This is a genomic window from Methylocella sp. (genome assembly GCF_041905455.1).
Classification (GTDB): domain Bacteria; phylum Pseudomonadota; class Alphaproteobacteria; order Rhizobiales; family Beijerinckiaceae; genus Methylocapsa.
In genome coordinates this window covers 1-15,101 of the sequence record NZ_JAYRLA010000001.1, presented here as the reverse complement: position 1 = coordinate 15,101, position 15,101 = coordinate 1, and the positions used below count along the sequence as shown (strand labels likewise).

Here is a 15,101-nt window from a genome sequence, read left to right as displayed (position 1 = left end):
AATGGCGATCACGTCCGTCTCGAGAGGCCCGGGGCGCGCGTTCAGCGTGCCCAATCTGTTGACGTTCGGGCGGGTCGCGGCCGTGCCCGTCGTCGTCGGCTGCCTCTATTGGTCCGGGATCCACGCGATGCGCTGGATCGCGCTTGGCGTGTTCATCGCCGCCGGGATCACCGATTTCCTCGACGGCTATCTGGCGCGCCGGCTCGCGCAGCAGTCGGCGCTGGGGCGCATGCTCGACCCGATCGCCGACAAGCTGCTCGTCTCGGCCGTGCTGATGATGCTCGTCGCCGACCATACGATCGAGAATTATTCGCTGCTCGCAGCCGTGGTCATCCTGTGCCGCGAGGTGCTGGTGTCGGGGATGCGCGAGTTCTTCGCCGAACTCAAGGTCTCGATTCCGGTGAGCCGCATCGCCAAATGGAAGACGACGCTGCAGCTTGTCGCGCTCGGCTTCCTCGTCGCCGGGCCCGCCGGCGACGCGGTGCTGCCGGGGGTGAGCGCGACCGGCCTCGCCCTGTTCTGGGCGGCCGCGCTGCTCACCATCTACACCGGCTGGGACTATCTGCGGGCGGCGGTCAAGCATGTGACCGAGGACGAATGATGAAGGCTCTCTATTTCGCCTCCGTGCGCGAAAGGGTCGGGCGCGCGGAAGAGGAGATCGATCCCCCGCCGGACGTCGAAACCCTCGCCGAGCTGATGGGCTGGCTCGCCGCGCGCGGCGAGGGCTACGCCCTCGCCTTCTCGGCGCAGGGCGGGGTGCGCGCCGCGATCGACCGCGCCCACGCCAAGGCCGAGGCGCGCGTCGTCGGGGCGCGCGAGGTCGCCTTCTTCCCGCCGATGACCGGCGGCTGACGTCTTGGCCTCCTCGCCTCCCGCCCTTCTCGTGCGCGTCGAGGCGGCGCGCATCGACGCCGGCGCCGAGCTCGAAAATCTCACCCGCGGGCGCACGGACGTCGGCGCGCTCGTCTCCTTCCTCGGCCTCTGCCGCGACGAAGGCGGCGCGCTCGCCGCGCTGGAGATCGAGCATTATCCCGGCATGGCGGAGGCCGAGATCGGCCGCGTCGCGGCGCAGGCGCTCGAGCGCTGGCCGCTGCAGGGGCTGCTCGTCGTCCACCGCTTCGGCGTCATCGTCCCGGGCGAGGCGATCGTGCTCGTGGCGATGCTCGCCCGTCATCGCGGCGAGGCCTTCGCCGCGGCCGAGTTCCTGATGGACTACCTCAAGACCAGCGCGCCCTTCTGGAAGAAGCAGCGGCTCGCCGCGGGCGGCGACGCCGGCTGGGTCGAGGCGAAGGCGCAGGACGAGGCGGCCGCGGCGCGCTGGGACGACTGACGCGCTTCAGCCGGCCTCGAGCCCGGCGGCGGGCTCGCGCAGGAACGCCGCGAGCGCAAGCGCGGCGAAGGCCGCGCCCGCGGCGCAGGCGAGCGGCCATCCGCCACGTTCATAGGCCGCGGCCGACAGCGCCGAGCCGAGCGCCCCGCCGACGAAGAAGGCGGCGATGAACAGCGCGTTGAGCCGGCTCCGGGCGTCCGCCGCCGCCGCGAACAGAAGCCGCTGGCTCAGGATGAGATTGGCGGAGGCGCCCATGTCGAGGGCGAGCGCGGCGATCGCCAGCAGCGCGAGCGAACGGATTTGCGCCGCGAGGGCGGCGAGCGCGAAGGAGAGGGCGACGGAAAGGATCGCCGCGCCCATCGTGAGGCGCAGCGGCGCGCGCGAGCGGCCGACGATGGGCGCGGCCACCGCGCCGCCGGCGCCGAACAGCGCGAACAGGGCGACGCCCTGCTGCGTCAGGCCGAAGGCGGGCGAGGTCAGCAGCAGCGGGACGGCCGTCCAGAAGAGGCTGAAGGCGGCGAACAGCGGCGCCTGCACGGCGCTGCGCCGGCGCAGCGCCGGCACGTTTCGCGCGAGGCCCACGAGCGAGCGCAGCGTCGCGACATAGCCGAGCGCCGCCGCCGGCCGCCGCGACGGGGCGAAGCGCAGCACGAGCAGCGCGAGCGCGGCCATCAGCGCGCTCGAGGCGAGGAACGTCGACCGCCAGCCCAGCCAGTGCGCCATGAAGCTCGACGCCGGACGCGACAGCATGATGCCGACCATGAGGCCGCTCATGACGTCGCCGACGACCTGCCCGCGCGCCTCCTCAGCCGCCATATGCGCCGCGAAAGGGACGATGATCTGGGCGCAGACGCAGGCGACGCCGATCAGCAGGCAGAAGGCGAGCGCCGCCGCGACGCCCGGCGCGAAGGCGAAGCCGGCGAGCGCCAGCGCCGCGCCGGCGAGACAGCAGGCGATCAGCCTGCGGTTCTCGAACGCGTCGCCGAGCGGGGCGACCAGCACGAGGCCGAGGCCGTAGCCGAGCTGGGTGAAGGTGACGATGAGCCCGATCGCCGCCGGGCTCATGCCGAGATCGGCGCCGATGTCGGCGGCGACCGGCTGGGCGAAATAGAGGTTGGCGACGATCAGGCCGCAGGCCGCCGCGAGGAAGAGGGTCAGGCCGCGCGTCAAGACGGCCGCCTCCGGCGCCCGCCGGCGGAGGGGGGCGCGCGAAACGAGGTCATGGCCTCCCTTAGCGCCGCGCCCGCGTCGCGGCAACCCGCGTCCGGCCGTCAGAACAGCTCGATGTCCCGCGCCCCGGCGCTCCCGGCCTCCGGCTCGCCGGCGAGGCGCTCGGCGAGCCGGGCGAGCGGCGTCGCGCGCAGCGCCGCGCCTGCGTCGAGGGCGACCGGCGGCGCCTCTCGCGCAAGGCGGAGCAGGAAGGCGCCGAGCGCCGCGGCCTCCTGCCGCAGGGCGTCGAGATCCTGCACGCGCCGCGTCGCCGCCGCGTCCGGGCGATGGTCGAAGGCGTCCCCGAGCGCGTCCTCGACCGCGGCGAGGCGCCCGGCCGCCTGAACCAGGACCGCGCCCGAGCGGCGCAGGAGCTCGGCGAGCCCGATCATGCGCGCCTCGCCGGCGCCCGCGGCGTCCTCGCGCGGTTCGCTCGCCGTCATGACAACCTCCCTCGTCGCGCCTGCTCTAGAAAAACTCGACCGCGCCGGCGCCTGGCGGCGGCGCGACTGGCGACTCGTGAGGGACGTGCGCCGGCGGCAGCAGGCTCTGGCGCGCGCGCCCGGTCGCCGGCCAGAACTGCACGCGCCGGCCGGCGAAGCCGCCGAGGCTCGCGCCGACGAGGCGGATTCCTTCATGCGCGAGGAAGCCGCGCGCGAAGCCGGCGTTGCGCGCGCCGACGTCGGCGAGGCCGTCCATCACCTGCGCGCCGCCGAACAGCTTGGCGCAGAGGCGGTCGCGGCGCGCGCCGCCGCGCAGGAGCCCGTTGACGAGCAGCTCCATGAGATGGACGGCGAACGGCTCGGCGTCCGTCCCCGGCAGCAGGAAATGGTTCATGCCGCCGACGCGCGCCCGCGCGTCGTAGAGGCAGGCCGCGACGCAGGAGCCGACGAGCGTGGTCAGCACCAGCGCCGGGTCCGCGCTCACCCGATATTCGCCCTGAACGAGATGGACCCGCCTGCCCTCCGCGCCGCCGTCGTCCGCGGCCGCGCCGTTCATTTGAGCTTTCCGACCACGGCCTCGATCTGCGCCTTGAGCACGGGAATGGTGAACGGCTTGGCGATGACGTTGTTGACGCCGAGCTTCTGCGCGCGATCGAGCATGTCCTTGTCGGCGCGGCCGGTGAGCAGGATGAAGGCCGACTTGCGCGTCGGCTCGTAGCTGCGCACGGCGTGCAGGAAGGCGAGCCCGTCCATCCGCGGCATGTTGAAGTCGGAGATGACGAGATGGGGATGCTTGGCGGTGACCGCCTTGAAGCCCTGCTCGCCGTCCGGCGCCATCTCGATCTCGGACACGCCAAGCTCCTGCAGCCCGCCGCGGATGAGGAGGCGGCTCGTCAGCTGGTCGTCGACGATGAGCACGCGCAGGGCGGCGGCGAATGGCATCGTTTGCTCCCTAAACTCTCCGGCGCCGCGGCCTTCGCCGCGTCGCCTGAAGGCGCGCCCGGCGGCCGGACGCGCTTCGCGTTCACGGCGCGCAGGTGGCGCGCAGAATCTCAAACCCGATCATAGGCAGGCAAACCTGCCTCTGGATTGCGCCAACCTCGAACGCCGCCCTGGGCATGCCGTAGATCAGGCTGGAGGCTTCGTTCTGGCCGAGCGTCGTCGCGCCGGCGCGCCGCATGGCGAGCAGCCCCTGCGCGCCGTCGCGCCCCATGCCGGTCAGGATCGCTCCGAGCGCGCGGGCGCCGAGCTCGCGCGCGAACGCGTGGAACAGCACGTCGACCGACGGGCGATGGCCGTTCGCCGGCTCGCCGCGCCACAGACGGCAGCGCGGCGGGCTTCCGCGCTCGACCACGAGATGCGTCTCGCCGCCGGGGGCGAGATAAACATGCCCCGGCTCGAGCGGCGCGCCGTCGAACGCCTCGCGCACGCGGGGGCGGCAAAGCCGGTCGAGGCGGCGCGCGAAGCTCGCCGTGAAGGCCTCCGGCATGTGCTGGACGACCGCCGCGGCCGGGCCGTTCTCGGGAAAGCGCGACAGCACCGCGATCAGCGCCTCGACGCCGCCGGTCGAGGCGCCGAGGGCGACGACGCGCCCGTCGCTGCGGTAGGGCTTTTCGGCCGCCTCGCGCGCGGGGGGCGCCGGGGCGGCGAAGCGCGGGCGACGCGCCGCCGCCGCCTTCACGCGCTGCGCGAGCGCTGCGCCGAAGCGCTCCTGCTCGCCGACGCCGGGCTTGCCGACGCAGTCGAAGGCGCCGCGCTCGAGCGCCGCGACGGCCGCGTCGGCGCCGGACGCCGTAAGGCTCGAAACCATGATCACCGGCGTCGGCCGCAGGCGCATGATCTTGTCGAGGAAATCGAGCCCGTTCATGTGCGGCATCTCGACGTCGAGGGTGATCACGTCTGGATTGGTCGCCTTGATCGCGGCGCGCGCCTCGTAAGGGTCGCCCGCCTCCCCCACCACCTCGATCGCCGGATCGCGCGCGAGCAGGGCGCGGATCAGCGCGCGCGCGCTCGCCGAATCGTCGACGATGAGGACGCGCGCGGCGCTCATGCCCCGGACCGCCCGGCGAGCCGGTAATGGGTCACGCCCTCGGCGACGAAGGCGCGCGCGGCCGGCCCGTTCAGCCGCTCGGAATGGCCGATGTAGAGGCGCCCGCCGGGCGCCAGCATGGACGGAAAGCGGCTCCACAGCGCCATCTGGGTCTGCTCCTCGAAATAGATCGCGACGTTGCGGCAGAAGATCGCCTGGAACGGGCCTTTCATCGGCCAGGCGGCGTTGAGGTTGAGCTCGCGGAAGGAGATCAGGGCGCGCGGCTCGTCGGCGACGCGCAGACGGCGCGCGGCGCCTCTGGGCGAAGGCGTCGGCTTCGTCCAGCGCTCGCGCAGGGGCGCGGACAGGCCCGCCGCGGCGCGCTCGTCGTAGACGCCCTCGCGCGCCTGCCCGATCACGTCCGGGTCGACGTCGGTCGCAAGAATCCTGACGTCGAGGCGCGCCGCGTCGGGACGCAGCGACAGGACGGCCATCGCCATGGAATAGGCCTCCGGGCCGCTGGAGCAGCCCGCCGACCACAGCCGCACCCGCGCCCCGCGTCCCGCCGCCTCGAGCAGCGGCGGCAGGACGACGCGCTCGAGATGGGCGAAATGATGCGACTCGCGGAAGAAGCCCGTGACGTTGGTGGTCAGCGCCGCCAGCATCCTCTGGCGCTCGTCGAGTCCCTTGCGGTCCTTCACCAGGGCGCAATAGTCGCGGAAGCTCGAAAGGCCGAGCGCGCGCAGCCGCCGTGCGAGGCGCGCGTAGACGAGCGAGGCTTTGGAGCCGGCAAGATGAATGCCGGCGTCCTCGTGCAGCATGGCGGCGATCTCGCGGAAATCGGCCTGCGACAGGACGAACTCCGCGGGCGCCGCAGGAGCCTGGAAGACGCCTGCTCCGGCGCTCACGCCGCAGCCTCCGCGCCGGCGTCGGCGAGCGCATGGTCGAGCGCGATCTGGCTGATCATGCGCCCGTCCACGGCGAGGACGCCGCGCACGAAGGCGCGCGCCGCCTCGCCGCCGACGTCAGGCGTCGGCTGCAGGATCTCCGGCGCGACGCTCAATATGTCCGACACGGCGTCGACGAGCAGGCCGATAAGCTGGCGCCCGACCTTCGCGACGATGATGACATGGCGCGGCGTCGGCTCGGTCGGCGCGAAACCGAGCCGCGCGGCGAGGTCGACGACCGGCAGCACGACGCCGCGCAGGTTGACGACGCCGCGCACGAAGCCGGGCGCCTGCGGCAGGGCCGTCGCCGGGGTGAAGCCACGAATCTCGCGCACGCACATGATGTCGACGCAGAACTCCTGCGCGCCGACGCGGAAGGAGACGAATTCGCGCGCGTCGGCGCCGTCGCCCCTGCGCCTCGCGTAACTGGCCGAGGGTTCGGTCATGGCTTCATCCTGCTGCGAGAAGGCGTTCGCCGGGCGCGCCGACCGATGACGGCGCCGGCTCGGCGCGGGCGCGCGCGAGGAGGGCGTCGACGTCGAGGATCAGGGCGACGCGGCCGTCGCCGAGGATGGTCGCGGCGGCGACGCCCGGCGCGCGGCCGTAATTGGCCTCGAGGCTTTTGACGACGACCTGCCGCTGGCCGAGGATGGCGTCGACGAGCAGCGCGCCGCGAGCGCCGCCGTCGGCCTCGACCAGCACGGCGACGCCCTGCGCCGGATCGGCGGCGCTCGCGCGATAGCCCAGCTCGCGGCCGAGATCGACGAGCGGCGCGAAGCCGCCGCGGATCGAAAGGACGCGCCCCTCCTCGAGAAAGCCGCGCACGTCGCCCTCGCGCGGCTGCAGCGTCTCGACGATCGCCGACAGCGGCGCGACCAGCGTCTGCCCGGCGACGGTGACGACCATGCCGTCGAGCACGGCGAGGGTCAGCGGCAGGCTCATGAGGAAGGTCGATCCGCGCCCCGGCCGCGACTGGATCGAGATGCGTCCGCCAAGCGCCTCGATTCCGCTGCGCACGACGTCCATGCCGACGCCGCGCCCGGAGATGTCGGAGATTTCGGCGGCCGTCGAGAAGCCGGGCAGGAAGATGAGATTGTCGATCTCCTCGTCGGCGAGGGCGGCGTCGGGGGCGATCAACCCCTTGCCCGCGGCGACCGCCCTGACGCGCGCGCGGTCGACGCCGGCGCCGTCGTCCTCGACGGCGATGACGATGCGGCCCGAGCGATGCCGCGCGCTCAGGCGCACCAGCCCTTCGCGCGGCTTGCCGGCGGCGCTGCGCGCTTCCGGCGTCTCGAGGCCATGGTCGATCGCGTTGCGGATCATGTGGGTCAGCGGATCGGCGAGGCGCTCGATCACCGTCTTGTCGACCTCGGTCGCCTCGCCCTCCATGACCAGCCGGACCTCCTTGCCGGTCAGCGCCGCGACCTCGCGCACGAGGCGCGGCATGCGCTGGAACACGGCCCTGACCGGCTGCGCCCTGATCGCCATCACGCTTTCCTGGATCTGCCGGGTCAGCTGCTCGAGCTCGTCGAGACCGCCGGCGACGCCGGCGGCCCGCGCGATTCCCTCCTCGCGCGCCCGCTGCGTCAGGACCGCCTGATTGATGACGAGCTCGCCGACGAGATTGATGAGGCGGTCGACGCGCTCGAGGTCGACGCGGATCGAGGGCGTTTTCGGCTCGGGCCGCGCGTCGTCCGTCCGGGCGGGGACGGCTTCAGGCGCCTGCGCCGCGGCGCGCCCGGCCTGTCGGCGCGCCGCGAGCAAGGAGCGCTCGGCCTCGACCGCGCGCTGGAGCCGCTCGACCAGCGCCGACATTTGCGCCGTGACCTCTGCGCCGCCCTCGCCTGCCGCGTCCTCCCCCTCCTCGACGATGTCGAGGTCGCAGTCGCCTTCGACGAAATCGAAGATTTCGCGGATTTCGCCTTCGCCGGCGCCCGTCGCGAGGCGGATCTCGAAAGCGAGATAGGCGCCTTCTGGATCGAGCTCGTCGAGCGACGGCAGCGCCGAGGCGTCGCACAGCGTCGTCGCGCGCCCGAGGCGGGAAAGCTCGCGCAAGAGCAGCGCCGTTTCGTTGCCCTTGGCGTAGAGCGCCGGATGCGGGCGCAGGCGGATGCGGAAGACGCGCTCGCGCGGCTCCGACGCCGGCTCGTCGAAGATCGAATCGTCGAGCGGCACGGGCGTGAACGACAGGAGAGGCGTGGGCTCAGGCTCCGCATCCGCTCCTTCCTGGACCGCGGGATCGAGCGCGGCGAGCTCGGCGACGAGCGCCTCGAAGCGGTCGGGATCGAGGCTCGTCCCGTCGCGCGCGGCGCCGACGAGATCGGCGAGCGCGTCGGCGGCGCGCAGCATCAGCCGCAGCGGCTCGGGCGCGGCCGGAAGGCGCCCGGCGCGCAGATGGTCGAGCGTCGTCTCGAAGCGATGGGCGAAGCGCACGAGCGCGGCGAGCCCGAACGCCCCGGCGCCGCCCTTGATCGAATGGACGGCGCGGAACACGGCGTTGACCGTCTCAGGGTCGGCGCCGCCGTCGAGCATCGCGCCAAGGCCCGCCTCGAGCTCTGCGAGCTGCTCCTCGCATTCCTGGAAGAAGGTCTCCCTGATCGCCGCCATCGCGTCCATCGCGTCTCGTCCTTTCCTGCGCCGGCTCAGCCTGCGACGCGACGCACGGCGGCGACGAGCCGGACCGGATCGAACGGCTTGACGATCCAGCCGGTCGCGCCGGCCTGGCGCGCGCGCTCCTTCTTCTGCGCGTCCGCCTCGGTGGTCAGCACGAGGATCGGCGTGGCGCGCCAGCGCTTATCCGCCCTGACGCCGCGGATGAAGCCGAAGCCGTCGAGGCGCGGCATGTTGATGTCGGTGATGATGACGTCGGGGTCGACCTCGGCGAGAGCGTCAAGGCCCTGCGCGCCGTCTTCCGCCTGCGCCACGGCGAAGCCCGCCTCGCGCAACGTCAGGCGCAGCATGTCGCGCATGGTGCGGGAGTCGTCGACCGTCAGTACGACTTTAGTCATGATTCATTCTCCCCGCTTTCGAGGTCGGCGCGGCCGACGCCGAACAGGGCGAGGTCGTCCAGCATCGCCGGCGAGGGATCGACGAGGCGAAGGCGCGCGCCATGCGCGCGACAGGAGGCGGCGGCGGCGAGCAGGATCTGCAGGCACTGGCCGCCGAGGCGCTCGACGCGCGAGCCGTCGATCGTGACGTTCGCGCCGGAGCAGGCGCGCAGGCGCGCCGCAAGCGGCGCGGCCGCCATGACGTCGAGGACGGGAGCGAGCTCCATGGCCCGCGTCGGCGCGCGCATGTCGGGCGTCATCAGAACTCCTCCCAGCTTTCTTCGATCTCCGCCGGCGCGGGCTTTCGCGCCGCCCCGCCCCGGCCGCCGGACGCCACGGCCTTCAGCGCCGGGCGGAGCGCCTCGGGCCGCGCGACGCGCCCCGGTCGGGGCGCGCGACGCGGCGCCGCGCGCTCGTCCGGCGCAGGCGCGCCGACGTTGAAGAGGCCGACGAGGCTGGCGAGATCCTGCGCGTCGCGGCCGAGCGCATGGGAGGCGGCCGTGGTCTCCTCGACCATCGCCGCGTTCTCCTGGGTGATCCGGTCCATCTGGTTGACGGCGGCGTTGATCTGCTGCAGCGCGCTCGCCTGCTCCTGCGCGCTCACCGCGATCGTCCCGACCACCATGTCGATCTCGCCGACCTGGGCGACGATGCGCTGGAGCGCCCGCCCGGTCTCGCCGACGAGCTCGACGCCCTGCGCGACCTGCGTCGTCGACGCCGAGATGAGCGTCTTGATCTCCTTCGCCGCTTCGGCCGAGCGCTGCGCCAGGGCGCGCACCTCCGAGGCGACGACGGCGAAGCCGCGGCCCGCGTCGCCGGCGCGCGCCGCCTCGACGCCGGCGTTGAGGGCGAGCAGATTGGTCTGGAAGGCGATCTCGTCGATGACGCCGATGATGCGGCCGATCTGGCGCGACGAGCTTTCGATCTCGCCCATGGCGGCGACCGCGTCGCGCACCACCGCGCCGCTGTGGTCGGCGTCGGACTTCGCCGCCGAGACGACGCCCTGCGCGCGGCCGGCGCCCTCCGCCGTGTTCCTGACCGTGACGGTGATCTCGTCGAGCGTCGCGGCCGTCTCCTCGAGCCCCGCCGCCTGCTGCTCGGTGCGGCGCGAGAGGTCGTCGGCGGCGGCGGCGATCTCGCCGCTCGACGAGGCGATGGCGTCGGCGCCGCCGCGGATCGAGGCCAGCGTCTCCTGCAGCCGCGCCGCCGCGGCGTTGAAGTCCAGCCTCAGCTTCTCCGTCTTCGGCGCGAACGGCGTCTCGATGCGGTGGAGGACGTCGCCGGCGGCGAGCCTCGACAGGCCCTCGGCGAGGCCGGCGATGGCGAGATGGTCCTGCCGCGCCTCCTCGGCGAGCCTGGCCGCGCGCTCCTCGTCCTCCTGCCGCCAGACCTTGATCGATTCGGCCTCCGCCGCGTCGCGCTTGATCTTGGAGAGCGCCGCCTTGCGGAACGCCGCCGCCGCCGCCGCCATCTCGCCGATCTCGTCGGCGCGCCCGACATGAGGGATTTCGTCCGAAAGCTCGCCCGCGGCGATCTTCCCCAGCGCGAGCGTCATGTCGCGCAGCGGCGCGGCGACGGACCGGCGCAGCGCGAAGCCGCAGGTCGCGACAGCCGCCAGAGCGAGCGCGGCGCCGCCGACGAGGACCGCGCGCAGCGCCCCGGCGGCGGCCTCGAACGCGGCGGCCTCGCGCGCCGCCAAGGCGGCGACGGCGGATCGCGCGCCGGCGGCGGCGGCCCTGAAATTCTCCATGGCCTCGAGCGCGCGGGGCGAGCCTCCCGCCGCGGCCTCGCCCTGCGCCTCGCGCGCATGGGCGGCGCGCGCCGTCTCCAGGCGTGAAAGGCTCGCGAGCGCCTCCGGCTCGCCGACGGCGGCGGCGCGCGCCTGCTCCAGCGCCATTGCGAAGGACGCTTCGCCCTCGCCGCGCGCCGCGCCGATGGCGCGCTCCAACGCAAAGGCCGCCTGTTCGGCGCGGCGCTGCGCCGCAGACGCGGCGTCGAGCGCGCGGACGGCGAAGCCGAGCGCGCCGGCCGCCAGCGCGACGACGACGGCGAGACAGACGAAGCCGGCGTTCAACCTGCTCGCGATTCCCCACTTTGCGACGCTCATCCCCGATCCCCCGACGTGTCGTCACGCTCGGCCCGACGGCTTGCGGGCGCGACGACCGAACGGCCCGCGACTCCGTGTCCAAGGCCATTGCATCATGCGAACATTGAACGGAGCGGGTGCGCGCGGACTACTTATTGAATCGAGTTTCGGCGTCGAATTTTACTTTTCGGGAACGACGCAAGCTTCGCGCGAGGCTCGACCGGGAAAGTAGCGAGCGGCGAGAGCGACGTTCGCAAGCGTCGTTCGGCGAGACTTCCCCGTCGAATTTTTTGCGGGCGCGGGCAACTCGCCGACGGGCGGCGACGTTCGCCTTCAAAATACCGCTTTCCGCCCGCCTGCTCGCGCTGTTTTCACATGCCGCCTTCCGGTCGTTTCGCGACTTATCGGCGGCGCGCATGAGTTTTCCGCCCGAAAAGGCGTTTACTGAAATCTTACGCTCTTCTTGCAATGTCGAAAGGGTCGCCTATACTGGGCGGAAGTCGGCCGAACTGTTCGACTCGCCTTCCATCCTTCAGGACAGCCATCCCGCAAGGGAGCGCTTTCGCGGCCGCCTTCCGGCCTCGGCGCCCTGTTTAACAGCGGCCCTTCGTCCGATACGGCGCAGGCGTCGGCGTACTCACCCTGGACGTTTCATGAAAAATTCTCGCAAGCCATTCTCGGTCGAGATCAAGCGCTCCCGCCGCTCTCCCGCGGAGAGCCTCGACCTGCTCCCGTCCGAGCCGCGCGATTCTCATGTCGTCGCCTCCCGTCTCGCGGCGCGGCCCGGCGCCGGACGCGCCGAGCCGCAACGGACGCAGACGCCGGACGATTTCGCCGTCCCGGCGTTCCTGCAGACCGAGAAGCGGCCGGCCGACCCACGGACGGATTCGCATCTTCAGGAAGCCGAACGGCTGTTCAGGCGCGCCGGGGCGGCGCCAGCCGCCGAAGCCGCCGCCAAGCCCCTCGTCCCGCGCATCCTCCCCAGCCTCCTGCCCGGCGAGAATCCTTCCCTTCCCGAGGCGCTTGAGCCGGCGGCTCGCCGGCGTCCGGGGCGGCCGCGGCGCGTTCCTGCCGACGCCGAGGCCGCGCTCGCCCCCGCGCGCGAGGCGAAACGCGTCAAGACGAGCGCGCGTCCCGCTCAGCCGGTCGGCGAAGCTCCCAAACCGAGCGCGCGAAGAAAGGCGAGCGAGCAAAAGGCCGCGTCGCCGCGCCCGGAGCCCAAGGCCGACCCCGCCGATTCTATCGTTCCGCCGCTCTCCGACGCCCCTTCGCGCCGCGCGAGGCGGGCGATGGCTGAGATCGCCGCCCTGCCCCGCGGTCAGCAGTGGAAGCGCCGCCTGCATCCACGCGCCTGGCGGCCGTAAGACGTCGGAAACTACGCGAGCGTCCGGGACGCCATAGGTCAAGCCACTGACAAGACGTGGCTTTCTGGCATATTTCAACTTTATGAAATAGGGGCTTTCCCTTCGCCGCACGGGCTGCTACACACTCGCCCGCGGGGTGGAGCAGCCCGGTAGCTCGTCAGGCTCATAACCTGAAGGCCGCAGGTTCAAATCCTGCCCCCGCAACCAAATTCCTGCGAAATGATCGACGGCGTCCCGGAAGGGACGCTGGTCGCGTTTTGAGCCCCATTCCGCAACGATCGGATGTTGCGCCTTCCCGCAACCAACGATTCTTGCGAAAGCAAGACGTCCAGGACCCCGGCCTCCGCAAGGAGGTCAGGGTTTCCCTTCCGTGCGTTCCGCCGCGCGGTGCATGCGGGCGCCGCGAGCCTCACCGCCATGTGGCTCCTACGCCAGATCGATCCGCCGCTTGTGGCATTCTTCCTTGTTGCCTTGGCCGGCAGCGCGCCGCCGCAGCATGGTCCGCGCAAGACGCTCTACAACCGCTTCGTGCGCTGGGCTGCGAAAGGCGTGTGGGTCGAGATCTTCCATGCTCTCGCCGCGGCCGGCGGACCGCCGGCGCAAGTGTTGATCGACAGCTCCGCGGTCAAAGCCCACCGCTGCGCCTCGGGCGGCAAAGGGGGGGAGCGCCGTCAGGCAATCGGCCGGTCACGCGGCGGCGGAACCACCAAAATCCACGCCCTGACCGACGCCTTATGCCGGCCCCTCGCCTTCATGCTGACGGGCGGCAACGTCGCCGATTGCGCCGCGGCCGCGCTGCTCTTGCAACAAATGCCGGCCGCCTCGATCCTGCACGCCGACAAAGGTTGCGACAGCAACGCCATCCGCCGCCAGGTCGAGGAGCGCGGCGCCATGCCGAACATTTCGCCAAAGGCGAACCGCAAATGGAAGAATTGCTTCCCGCCGTTCCTCTATCGCAACCGCAACGCCATCGAGCGCATGTTCGGCAGGCTGAAGGATTTCAGCCGCATCGCCACGCGCTACGACCGCCTCTCAGTCAATTATCTCGCCGCCGTCTGCCTCACGGCAAGTGGCTCACCGAGTTCTTCGCCCGCGCCGCGCACTTCGGGGCGAAGGCGGTCGTGCCCATGGCAGCGGATGAGGGCGGTGGTTGGAGATGAACTTTCGCGAGAAGGCCACCGCGCCGCGAGCAAAAAAAGAGGTTGGCGAGCAAAAGTAAATATATGATATCGTCGGACCTAATATTGAAATTAGAAGCCGCTCCCGAAAGAGCGGCTTCGTTGTGTATTAGCTTTTAATACGCGTACGCCGACTGCGACGCGATTTCATAGTAGATGGTGAGCTGGATCACGCCCGTCCCGTCGAAATTTCCGCCCGTGGGGGTGATGAGCACATCTTGAGCGGCCGCATACTGCCACGGGGCGGCCGAGGACTGGGCGCGCGCCGTGTACGCGCCGGCCGAGCCGGAGCCTACAGCCGTTCCAGAGACAGCCGCGAAGCGCGCCGTGTCGCCGGTGACGCCCACCGTGAAGCCGCTCGTGCCGTTGGTCGCTCCGAGCGCCGTCTTCACCACAGGGATGATGATCACGTTCCGCGCGCCAGCCGGGATGAACCCGGAGACATTGACGCTGGCCCCGGACGTGGCCGTCTGTTGTACGACCTTGGTGCGCTTCAGGATCGCGAGTCCGTTGGCAAATGTCTCGACCGTATCTCCGGTGTTGAGGTCCGTCACCTTGAGCGTGTTGTTGTACGCGGAGGATGTCGAATTTTCGATGAAGCGCAGAGAGCCGATGCTGGACGCAAAGTTGGTCAGGTCGAAGCTTTCTACCTCGACACAGTTGCCGATGCTCGCTCCGAAGAAGTTCGCGATGCTCGAAATCACGCCCGGCGTATCTGCGCGGACATACGCTTTGATTTTGCAGCGCGTGGCGACAATCCCCGCAATACACATCCCGAGCCCGGTCACGTCGTCAACAGACAGGTCAAGATCAATGGACATATTGTCCATGACCCCACCCATATTGATGATCTGTGCCGGATTGCCGGTTTCTCGAACAGACATGCAGATGCGTCCGCCCTGCTTCAGCTGTGCGCCGGCGCCATCAGTTGGGTCGCTGTTATACGTATAGTTGAACAGCGATATGGTCGCGCCTGTCGGATTAGTCGTAGCCCCCGCGTGCCGCGCATAGACGCTCGTGGAAGCATACCCGTCAACGTCCCAATTCTCACAGACGCCCTGAAGCGCCCCGTGCGGCCGGTACGAGACACCTCCACGGATCACGACTTTTTTCGACCCGTTGAATTTTAGCGAGCACAGCCCGCCGCCAACCTCGGAATGGTCGATGCCGAAATCGAGCGGGTTCGTCAGGATTAGCGTGCGGCGGCGTGAGGGGCGTACCGTGCCCCCGGTGTTGTAGATGGCGTGAGGCGGCGGGGGATTATACCCCCACCCCGCGTCGGTCCCGCCGCCCCCGTAGCGATACCAACGCGGACTATCGATACAGAAATTATCGCCCCAGTTAGAGGCCCTAACAAAACCCTTTGTTAACCATGTTTGGTTGACCGTGAGGGATGGCCAAGAAGCTGCTGCCCGACGCCCTCTGGGCGGAAATCGCACCTCTATTCCCTCCTGACCGGGCTCGCCCG

16 protein-coding genes, 1 tRNA gene and 1 pseudogene are annotated in these 15,101 nt (G+C 71.1%); 6 read left to right on the top strand and 12 right to left on the bottom strand.

Going from position 1 to position 15,101, the window contains the following annotated elements:
* Position 1: 1 nt before the first annotated feature.
* From pgsA to ACE3OG_RS00080, 3 genes are read left to right on the top strand one after another with little or no spacing between them, the layout of a single operon-like run.
* Positions 2 to 601 carry a CDP-diacylglycerol--glycerol-3-phosphate 3-phosphatidyltransferase gene (gene pgsA / locus ACE3OG_RS00090; RefSeq protein ID WP_374304858.1) on the top strand — a complete coding sequence of 200 codons (600 nt, stop codon included), beginning with the start codon at positions 2 to 4 and terminating at the stop codon, positions 599 to 601.
* Complete coding sequence (gene moaD, locus ACE3OG_RS00085; protein ID WP_374305629.1) at positions 601 to 852, top strand: molybdopterin converting factor subunit 1; 252 nt, start codon at positions 601 to 603, stop codon at positions 850 to 852. Before pgsA ends, moaD begins: the two co-directional genes overlap by 1 nt.
* Before the next feature lie 4 nt (positions 853 to 856).
* Positions 857 to 1,330 carry a molybdenum cofactor biosynthesis protein MoaE gene (locus ACE3OG_RS00080; protein ID WP_374304856.1) on the top strand — a complete coding sequence of 158 codons (474 nt, stop codon included), beginning with the start codon at positions 857 to 859 and terminating at the stop codon, positions 1,328 to 1,330.
* 6 nt (positions 1,331 to 1,336) lie between these two features.
* Here ACE3OG_RS00080 and ACE3OG_RS00075 read toward each other — a convergent pair whose 3' ends face one another.
* The 11 genes from ACE3OG_RS00075 to ACE3OG_RS00025 all read right to left on the bottom strand — a co-directional run bounded on the left by ACE3OG_RS00075 (position 1,337) and on the right by ACE3OG_RS00025 (position 11,112).
* Positions 1,337 to 2,500, bottom strand: coding sequence for an MFS transporter (locus ACE3OG_RS00075; RefSeq protein ID WP_374304854.1), 1,164 nt, complete (start codon positions 2,498 to 2,500; stop codon positions 1,337 to 1,339).
* A gap of 101 nt (positions 2,501 to 2,601) precedes the next feature.
* Positions 2,602 to 2,982, bottom strand: a complete 381-nt coding sequence (locus ACE3OG_RS00070) for a hypothetical protein (protein ID WP_374304851.1) — start codon at positions 2,980 to 2,982, stop codon at positions 2,602 to 2,604.
* A 25-nt stretch (positions 2,983 to 3,007) separates the two neighbouring features.
* Entirely contained in the window at positions 3,008 to 3,538 is a 531-nt protein-coding gene (locus ACE3OG_RS00065; protein ID WP_374304849.1) for a chemotaxis protein CheD, read from the bottom strand.
* The gene (locus ACE3OG_RS00060; protein ID WP_374304847.1) at positions 3,535 to 3,924 is read right to left on the bottom strand and encodes a response regulator; all 390 of its coding nucleotides are present in this window, start codon (positions 3,922 to 3,924) and stop codon (positions 3,535 to 3,537) included. Before ACE3OG_RS00060 ends, ACE3OG_RS00065 begins: the two co-directional genes overlap by 4 nt.
* A gap of 82 nt (positions 3,925 to 4,006) precedes the next feature.
* Positions 4,007 to 5,032 (bottom strand): chemotaxis response regulator protein-glutamate methylesterase, encoded by a 1,026-nt coding sequence (locus ACE3OG_RS00055; protein ID WP_374304845.1) that lies wholly within the window; start codon positions 5,030 to 5,032, stop codon positions 4,007 to 4,009.
* Complete coding sequence (locus ACE3OG_RS00050; RefSeq protein ID WP_374304842.1) at positions 5,029 to 5,919, bottom strand: protein-glutamate O-methyltransferase; 891 nt, start codon at positions 5,917 to 5,919, stop codon at positions 5,029 to 5,031. The genes ACE3OG_RS00055 and ACE3OG_RS00050 overlap by 4 nt, the downstream gene beginning before the upstream one ends.
* Positions 5,916 to 6,404: a chemotaxis protein CheW gene (locus ACE3OG_RS00045; RefSeq protein WP_374304840.1), complete on the bottom strand. Its 489-nt coding sequence runs from the start codon at positions 6,402 to 6,404 to the stop codon at positions 5,916 to 5,918. The genes ACE3OG_RS00050 and ACE3OG_RS00045 overlap by 4 nt, the downstream gene beginning before the upstream one ends.
* A gap of 4 nt (positions 6,405 to 6,408) precedes the next feature.
* Entirely contained in the window at positions 6,409 to 8,574 is a 2,166-nt protein-coding gene (locus ACE3OG_RS00040; protein ID WP_374304838.1) for a chemotaxis protein CheA, read from the bottom strand.
* Between the two features lie 26 nt (positions 8,575 to 8,600).
* Positions 8,601 to 8,966, bottom strand: a complete 366-nt coding sequence (locus ACE3OG_RS00035; protein WP_374304836.1) for a response regulator — start codon at positions 8,964 to 8,966, stop codon at positions 8,601 to 8,603.
* Positions 8,963 to 9,265: an STAS domain-containing protein gene (locus tag ACE3OG_RS00030; protein ID WP_374304834.1), complete on the bottom strand. Its 303-nt coding sequence runs from the start codon at positions 9,263 to 9,265 to the stop codon at positions 8,963 to 8,965. Before ACE3OG_RS00030 ends, ACE3OG_RS00035 begins: the two co-directional genes overlap by 4 nt.
* Positions 9,265 to 11,112 (bottom strand): methyl-accepting chemotaxis protein, encoded by a 1,848-nt coding sequence (locus tag ACE3OG_RS00025; protein ID WP_374304831.1) that lies wholly within the window; start codon positions 11,110 to 11,112, stop codon positions 9,265 to 9,267. Before ACE3OG_RS00025 ends, ACE3OG_RS00030 begins: the two co-directional genes overlap by 1 nt.
* Before the next feature lie 632 nt (positions 11,113 to 11,744).
* On the opposite strand from ACE3OG_RS00025, the gene ACE3OG_RS00020 reads away from it, so the two are divergent.
* The 3 genes and pseudogenes from ACE3OG_RS00020 to ACE3OG_RS00010 all read left to right on the top strand — a co-directional run.
* Entirely contained in the window at positions 11,745 to 12,455 is a 711-nt protein-coding gene (locus tag ACE3OG_RS00020) for a hypothetical protein (protein ID WP_374304829.1), read from the top strand.
* Between the two features lie 130 nt (positions 12,456 to 12,585).
* Positions 12,586 to 12,662: transfer RNA gene (locus tag ACE3OG_RS00015), tRNA-Met, on the top strand.
* A gap of 288 nt (positions 12,663 to 12,950) precedes the next feature.
* Positions 12,951 to 13,532, top strand: a pseudogene (locus tag ACE3OG_RS00010) (IS5 family transposase); the annotation flags it as partial.
* Between the two features lie 217 nt (positions 13,533 to 13,749).
* Here ACE3OG_RS00010 and ACE3OG_RS00005 read toward each other — a convergent pair.
* The coding region (locus ACE3OG_RS00005; RefSeq protein ID WP_374304826.1) for a hypothetical protein at positions 13,750 to 15,101 on the bottom strand (1,352 nt) is incomplete at its 5' end.

Bases quoted from the DNA above. Each gene is read 5' to 3' on its own strand.
- ACE3OG_RS00025 (WP_374304831.1), bottom strand. From the start codon at position 11,112: ATGAGCGTCGCAAAGTGGGGAATCGCGAGCAGGTTGAACGCCGGCTTC.
- moaD (WP_374305629.1), top strand. From the start codon at position 601: ATGAAGGCTCTCTATTTCGCCTCCGTGCGCGAAAGGGTCGGGCGCGCG.
- ACE3OG_RS00055 (WP_374304845.1), bottom strand. From the start codon at position 5,032: ATGAGCGCCGCGCGCGTCCTCATCGTCGACGATTCGGCGAGCGCGCGC.
- ACE3OG_RS00045 (WP_374304840.1), bottom strand. From the start codon at position 6,404: ATGACCGAACCCTCGGCCAGTTACGCGAGGCGCAGGGGCGACGGCGCC.
- ACE3OG_RS00070 (WP_374304851.1), bottom strand. From the start codon at position 2,982: ATGACGGCGAGCGAACCGCGCGAGGACGCCGCGGGCGCCGGCGAGGCG.
- ACE3OG_RS00040 (WP_374304838.1), bottom strand. From the start codon at position 8,574: ATGGACGCGATGGCGGCGATCAGGGAGACCTTCTTCCAGGAATGCGAG.
- pgsA (WP_374304858.1), top strand. From the start codon at position 2: ATGGCGATCACGTCCGTCTCGAGAGGCCCGGGGCGCGCGTTCAGCGTG.
- ACE3OG_RS00020 (WP_374304829.1), top strand. From the start codon at position 11,745: ATGAAAAATTCTCGCAAGCCATTCTCGGTCGAGATCAAGCGCTCCCGC.
- ACE3OG_RS00035 (WP_374304836.1), bottom strand. From the start codon at position 8,966: ATGACTAAAGTCGTACTGACGGTCGACGACTCCCGCACCATGCGCGAC.
- ACE3OG_RS00030 (WP_374304834.1), bottom strand. From the start codon at position 9,265: ATGACGCCCGACATGCGCGCGCCGACGCGGGCCATGGAGCTCGCTCCC.
- ACE3OG_RS00065 (WP_374304849.1), bottom strand. From the start codon at position 3,538: ATGAACGGCGCGGCCGCGGACGACGGCGGCGCGGAGGGCAGGCGGGTC.
- ACE3OG_RS00060 (WP_374304847.1), bottom strand. From the start codon at position 3,924: ATGCCATTCGCCGCCGCCCTGCGCGTGCTCATCGTCGACGACCAGCTG.